Below are 6,608 nucleotides of genomic sequence, written 5' to 3'. Positions count from 1 at the left end.
CAGCTGTCCGGCGGCATGTGCCAGCGCGCACTGATCGCGATCGGGCTGGCCGGACGGCCGCGGTTGCTGATCGCCGACGAGCCGACCTCCGCGCTCGACGTTACTGTGCAGCGGCGGGTCCTCGACCATCTGCAGCGGCTCACGAGTGAACTAGGCACCGCGGTTCTGCTGATCACCCATGACCTGGCGCTGGCCGCTGAACGGGCCCAGCACGTTGTCGTCATGCACCGAGGCTTCGTCGTTGAATCCGGTGCCGCACAGGCAATTCTGGCCAAGCCGCGACACGAGTACACCCAGCGGTTGATAGCCGCCGCTCCGTCAATTCGCCCCCCGATCAAACGCGTCCCGTCATCCCGGGACGACGTGGTGGTCGCCACCGAGTTGACCAAAACCTACCGGGTTTCGCGCGGGGCACCGTGGCGGCATGCGGAGTTCCGCGCCGTTGACGCGGTGTCGTTTCGACTGCGGCGAGCTACGACACTGGGGATCGCCGGCGAATCCGGTTCGGGAAAGTCCACTCTGGCGCGAATGGTGCTTGGCCTGCTGGAACCAACGTCAGGCACAGTGCTTTTCGACGGCCAAGACATCAGCACACTGGATCGACGCCAGGCATTCATGTTTCGCCGACGGGTGCAGCCGGTGTTCCAAAATCCTTACAGCAGTCTGGATCCCATGTACTCGGTGTTCCGGGCCATCGAGGAACCGTTGCGCATCCACCGCATCGGTGACCGTCGTCAACGCGCCAAGGCCGTGCGCGAGCTGGCTGACCAGGTGGCGTTGCCGCCGCCGCTTCTGGGCCGGACGCCGCGCGAACTGTCGGGTGGTCAACGTCAGCGAGTCGCGATCGCCCGGGCGCTGGCACTGCGCCCCGAGGTGCTGGTCTGCGACGAGGCCGTCTCGGCCCTCGACGTCGTGGTGCAGGCCCAGATACTGGACCTACTCGCCGATCTGCAGGCCCGCCTCGGCCTGACCTATGTGTTCATCAGCCATGATCTTGCGGTGATACGGCAGATCGCCGACGAGGTTGTAGTGATGCGCGCCGGCCGAGTTGTCGAGCACGCAGCGACCGAAGACGTATTCACCCGACCCCACCACGACTACACCCGCGAGCTGCTGGCCGCTATACCCGGCGCAGCGACGCGCTAGGTCCAATGGCGGCGACCCGCTGCACCCGGCTTCGCCGCGCTTGCGATCGCCGCTAGTGTTGGCATCCCGTGACCCGCGCCGGCGACGATGCAGAGCGAAGCGATGAGGAGGAGCGGCGCAATTGACGGACCCGCTGGCTCCGCTGCTGGAGCTGCCCGGCGTCGCCGCGGCCAGCGACCAGGCACGCGATGCGCTCGGCCGGGCGCACCGGCACCGGGCCAACCTGCGGCGCTGGCCGGTGACCGCCGCGGAGGCGGCACTGCGGTCGGCGCGGGCTTCGTCGGTAATCGACGGCGGGCCTTTGAAAATGGACGACTCTGCTGCCGCCGACCCCGTATTCGCCGGGGCGCTGCGGGTGGCCCAAGCGCTGGAGGGCGGCGAGACCACCCTGGTGGCGGTGTGGCAACGCGCACCGCTGCAGGCACTGGCTCGACTGCACATGCTGGCGGCCGCCGGTCGGGTTGACGACGAACGGCTGGGGCGGCCGCGCGCGGACGCGGACATCGCGCCGCGTCTCGAGCTGCTCGCGGAATTGGTCAGTGGCGGCACCCAAGCCCCGGCGCCGGTGGTGGCCGCGGTCGCGCATGGTGAGCTGTTGACGCTCGCCCCGTTCGGCAGCGCGGACGGCGTGGTGGCTCGCGCGGTGTCGCGGCTGGTAACTATTGCCACCGGGCTCGATCCCCATGGGCTCGGCGTGCCGGAGGTGTATTGGATGCGGCGCGCCGCCGACTATCGCCAGGCGGCACAGGACTTCGCCACCGGCACATCCGAAGGCATCGCGCGCTGGTTGGTGTTGTGCTGCCGCGCATTGCATGACGGCGCACGCGAGGCACTGGCGATCGCCGACGCCTTGTCGGGTAGTTAGCCGGGAAGGCGACGAAAAGCCCTCAACACATGTGAAGCGGGCGACGATCCGAAGGTCTTCGGCGCGCCGCCCGCTAGCACGGAACTCGGTTACCAAGCGTGCAACTTTGGGTTGCGTGGGTTGGCCTCGGCGATCTTGCGAAGCGATCGGCTGCAGCCCCACCCAAAGGGCCGTCGACACCGTTCACTCTTCGCAATTACGCAGGCCCGCAACACTTCTGCCATTATCGCGGCTGTGGCTCCGCGTGGGTGCCGGTATCCGTGCTGGGCCGCCCGGATCGGGAGATCGATTCTTCTCTTCCGAATCGACCTTGGCCTCACCGGGCTTCCGTCACTCCTTTGTACTACGTGACCCCTATCACATCAAGAGCCAAATGTCGGCGACCCGTCACAGCGGCAGCCTCGATGTTTGCTGGCGGCTAGAAGGCTAAGCGGCGCAGCAGCGAATAGGTGAGTGCTCCGGCCGCCAGCGCGCTTACGCCCACCGCGGCTGTCGCGGCGACGGCAGCGCTCGACGGCGCCGGGATGCGGTCACGTAGCGACACCGGGCGCGAGAACGTCAGCACCGGCCAGCCGCGGGCGATCGCCTCCTTACGCAGCGCCCGGTCCGGGTTGACCACACTCGGGTGACCAACCGTCTGGAGCATCGGCAGATCGGTGATCGAGTCGGAGTATGCGTAGCAGTGCTCGAGCGCGTATCCCTCGCGCGCTGCCAGCTCCCGGATCGCCTGCACCTTGCCTTCGCCGTAGCAGTAGAACGCAATCTCGCCGGTGTATCTGCCGTCTTCGACCACCATCCGGGTCGCCATCGCGTGCGTTGCGCCCAGGGCCCGGGCGATGGGTGCCACGAGCTCCTCGCCGGACGCCGACACCACTACCACGTCACGGCCGCACAGCTTGTGGCCGGCGATGAGGTCGGCGGCTTCGGCAAAAACCAGCGGAGTGACGATGTCGTGCAGTGTCTCGTTGACGATCGACTTGACCTGCTCCACGTCCCAGCCGGCGCACATGTTCGTCAGGTGGACACGCATCCGGTCCATCTGGTCATGGTCGGCGCCCGAGAGCAGGTAGAGGAACTGGGCGTAGCTGGACTTGAGCACCGCGCGGCGGTTGATCAGACCTTGATCGAAGAAGGCTTTACTGAACGCCAGCGTGCTGGACTTGGCGATGACCGTCTTGTCGAGGTCGAAAAACGCTGCAGTGCGCGGCTGGGAATCAGCGTGCGCCGGTGCTTGCTGAGAGGTTTGCTGCGGTGCGGCCGAATTGGCGACGGTCACCGGCCCAGCATAGGGCGATCGCCTGACATGCCGCGAAGGTGTGGATAAAGACCGGCTCACGCGCCGCTGCGGCGGCTGCGGTGGCGATGATCGTCAACCTGAAATTACTAGGGTGTTCTGCTTTCTCTTGCAAGCAGCACTTGCGCCCGCGGGGACTGTCGCGTGTATAGTAAGCAGTACTCGGCCTGTGCCGAGGGTGTATCAGCCCGACCCCCCGGGGCTGATACACGACGACCCTCGCCTCCTCCCCCCCTGGCGGGGGTCGTCCCTTTTCCGGGGTTAATCCTTCCGCCAGTGGCCTTCTCGAGCCGCGTCGTCTGTCGCCTATTTGGTTTTCGCGCTGACGCCGGAATGGTGATCGCCGAGCGGAGTTATGCACAGATCAGCCCCTGTCCACAAATTGCGCTGGGGGACTGGCGGTTCCGGGCGACGGGCCGCCAGGGTAAGTGAGTGAGCTCCACTCGAAGTCTGATGGGATCGCCCGGCCGAGCCGGCGTGCTGGCCGTGGTCGATGAACCGGCATTGCGCGACGAACTCGATCGAGTCGCCGCCGCGGTCGGCGTGCGGGTGGTTCATGTGAGAGGCCCGGCTGCGCTGAACAAAAAGACTTGGTCGGCAGCTGCCGCTGTGGTGCTCGACGAGGCGGCGGCCGGCCGCTGCGGGCAGCAGGCGCTGCCACGGCGCTCGCATGTCGTCGTACTGACCGGCTCCGAGCCCGCGGCGTCGATGTGGGCGGCGGGAATAGCAGTGGGCGCCCAGCACGTCCTCGCGCTGCCCGCGCAGGAGCGCGAGTTGGTGCGTGAACTTGCCGACGCCGCAGAGTCGACGAATGACCAACAGCTGCGCGGGGGGGTCGTTGCCGTCATCGGCGGGCGGGGCGGAGGCGGCGCATCGGTATTCGCCGCGGCGCTGGCGCTGGCTGCGGACAACGCGCTGCTGATCGATCTCGATCCCTGGAGCGGCGGCATAGATCTGCTGCTGGGCTGCGAGGAGGCGCCGGGCCTGCGCTGGCCCGACCTGGCGGTCCAGGGCGGGCGGCTGGACTGGTCAGCGCTGCGCGAAGCCCTGCCGCGGCGCCGCCGCATCAGCATGCTCTCGGGCACCCGCAGCGGGTGTGAACTGGATCCCGGGCCGGTCGACGCCGTCATCGACGCCGGCCGCCGCGGCGGCGTAACCGTGATCTGTGATGTCGCGCGCCGGTTAACTGACGCATGCGAAACCGCTTTGCAGTCAGCAGATCTGGTGGTCGTCATCAGCCCGTGCGATGTACCGGCATGCGCAGCTACCGCGACGATCGCCCCAGTGCTGTCCACGATCAACCCCAACGTCGGGCTGGTCGCGCGTGGGCCGTCGCCGGGCGGGCTGCGCGCGGCGGAAGTCGCGGCTGTCGCCGCCGTGCCGCTGTTGGCGTCGATGAGAGCCGAACCCCGAATCGCTGAGCGACTCGAACATGGCGGACTTCGGTTGCGGCGCCGGTCCGCGTTAGCGGGTGCCGCCCACCGGGTGCTTGCCGTGTTGCCCAGTCGGCCGGCCGAGCCAGAAGGCAGGGCAGCGTGAGCGGTTCCCTGATCGAACGCGTGCGTGAGCGGTTGGCTGCGGAAGCCGTGCCGCTGCGGCCGAACGTGGTGGCCGCCGCGATTCGGGCCGAATCCGGTGGGGTGCTTGGTGATACCGAGGTGCTGTCGAACCTGCGGGTGTTGCAGACCGAGCTCACCGGTGCCGGCATCCTCGAGCCACTGCTGTGCGCCGACGGCACCACCGACGTCCTAGTGACCGCGCCGGATGCGGTCTGGGTCGACGATGGCAACGGCTTGCGGCGCACCGAGATTCGGTTCGTCGACGATGCGGCGGTGCGGCGCCTGGCCCAGCGGTTGGCGCTGGCCGCCGGCCGTCGTCTCGACGACGCGCAACCGTGGGTGGACGGCCAGTTGACGGGTCTTGGCACCGGGGGTTTCGCGGTGCGGCTGCATGCGGTCCTGCCGCCCGTCGCCGCTGGAGGGACTTGCCTGTCGTTGCGCGTGCTGCGCCCGGCTACTCAGGATTTGGCGGCGCTGAGCGCGGCGGGCGCGATCGCGCCGCAGGCAGCCGAACTGCTCGCCGATGTCCTTGCCGCCCGGCTGGCGTTTCTGGTGTCTGGCGGTACGGGCGCGGGCAAAACGACTCTACTGGCAGCGATGTTGGGCGCGGTGTCGCCCGACGAGCGGATCGTCTGCGTCGAAGACGCCGCCGAGCTGGCGCCCAGGCATCCGCATCTGGTGAAGCTGGTCGCACGGCACGCCAACGTCGAAGGCGTGGGCGAAGTGACCGTACGCCAACTGGTGCGGCAGGCCTTGCGGATGCGGCCTGACCGCATCGTGGTCGGTGAGGTCAGAGGCGCCGAAGTGGTGGATCTGCTGGCGGCGCTGAACACCGGCCACGACGGGGGCGCTGGCACAGTGCACGCCAACAGCCCCGGCGAGGTACCGGCCCGATTGGAAGCCTTGGCCGCTGTGGGCGGCCTCGATCGTGCCGCGCTGCATAGCCAGCTCGCCGCGGCGGTCCAAGTGCTGCTGCACGTCGGTCGGGACCGGGCCGGCCGCCGCCGGCTGAGCGAGATCGCGGTCCTGCGGCAAACCAACAGCGGGCGAGTCGATGTCGCGACGGCCTGGCACGCCGACCGCGGACTGACCGACGGGGCAGACGATCTGCGGCGCCTGCTGCACAGCCGGATCTCGACATGAACAACCCGGCGGCTGCTGCGTTGATGCTCGCGCTCGCGCTGGCGGTGTTGCCGTCGCCGCGACGCCGGCTCATGCCCGCCGCGCCGAGCCCGCGACGGGTGACGGTGGCCCGTGGAAGCTGGGCGGGCTGGGCTACCGGATGCGCTGCGCTTGCGTCCGCCCTATTGCTGCCGCTGACTACGGTTCTCGCTGCCGCGGTGCTGGCGGCAACCGTGGGAGTGCGCTGCCGCCGGCGTCTGCGCAGCCGGCGCGCTGTCGCGGAGAGCCGGTCGCTGGAATCCGCGATCGATGTCCTGGTCGGCGAATTGCGCGCGGGAGCTCATCCGGTGCGCGCCTTCGCTGTCGCCGCCGAGGAAACCGACGGCACGGTCGCCGACTGCTTCCAGGCGGTCGCGGCGCATGCCCGATTAGGTGCCGACGTCGCCGCCGGCCTGCGAAGCGCTGCCCGGTCCTCGGCGATGCCGGCGCACTGGGAGCGACTTGCGGTGTGCTGGGCGCTGGCTGCTGAGCATGGGCTGGCGATGTCGACGTTGATGCGCGCCGCGCAGCGGGACATTGCCGAGCGGCAACGGTTTTCGGGACGGGTGATAGCGAGGATGGC

General features: G+C 68.8%; 6 protein-coding genes. 5 read left to right on the top strand and 1 reads right to left on the bottom strand.

Features of this window, described 5'->3' with window-relative positions:
• Together VFA16_RS03225 and VFA16_RS03220 are read left to right on the top strand one after the other, a co-directional pair.
• Positions 1-1,146 (top strand): ABC transporter ATP-binding protein (locus tag VFA16_RS03225; protein ID WP_324966429.1); only part of this gene is annotated, 1,146 nt, incomplete at its 5' end.
• A gap of 121 nt (positions 1,147-1,267) precedes the next feature.
• A complete protein-coding gene (locus VFA16_RS03220) occupies positions 1,268-2,011 on the top strand; it encodes an oxidoreductase (protein ID WP_324966428.1) in 744 nt (247 codons plus the stop codon).
• A gap of 418 nt (positions 2,012-2,429) precedes the next feature.
• Here VFA16_RS03220 and VFA16_RS03215 read toward each other — a convergent pair whose 3' ends face one another.
• The gene (locus VFA16_RS03215; RefSeq protein WP_324966427.1) at positions 2,430-3,287 is read right to left on the bottom strand and encodes an HAD-IB family hydrolase; all 858 of its coding nucleotides are present in this window, start codon (positions 3,285-3,287) and stop codon (positions 2,430-2,432) included.
• Positions 3,288-3,758: 471 nt separating this feature from the next.
• Here VFA16_RS03215 and ssd point away from each other — a divergent pair, with 471 nt between their 5' ends.
• The 3 genes from ssd to VFA16_RS03200 all read left to right on the top strand — a co-directional run.
• A complete protein-coding gene (gene ssd / locus VFA16_RS03210) occupies positions 3,759-4,844 on the top strand; it encodes a septum site-determining protein Ssd (protein ID WP_414687628.1) in 1,086 nt (361 codons plus the stop codon).
• Entirely contained in the window at positions 4,841-6,007 is a 1,167-nt protein-coding gene (locus tag VFA16_RS03205; RefSeq protein ID WP_324966426.1) for a TadA family conjugal transfer-associated ATPase, read from the top strand. Before ssd ends, VFA16_RS03205 begins: the two co-directional genes overlap by 4 nt.
• Positions 6,004-6,608: type II secretion system F family protein (locus VFA16_RS03200; protein ID WP_324966425.1), on the top strand; the 605-nt coding region annotated here is incomplete at its 3' end. The genes VFA16_RS03205 and VFA16_RS03200, both read left to right, overlap by 4 nt.

The sequence above is a fragment of the Mycobacterium sp. genome (assembly GCF_035653355.1).
Classification (GTDB): domain Bacteria; phylum Actinomycetota; class Actinomycetes; order Mycobacteriales; family Mycobacteriaceae; genus Mycobacterium.
The sequence above is the reverse complement of the archived record's forward strand: the minus strand, read 5'-3'. Positions and strand labels throughout refer to the sequence as shown.

What these genes read in the sequence shown, in the direction of transcription:
- ssd (WP_414687628.1), top strand. Translation starts at nt 3,759, where the DNA reads ATGGGATCGCCCGGCCGAGCCGGCGTGCTGGCCGTGGTCGATGAACCG.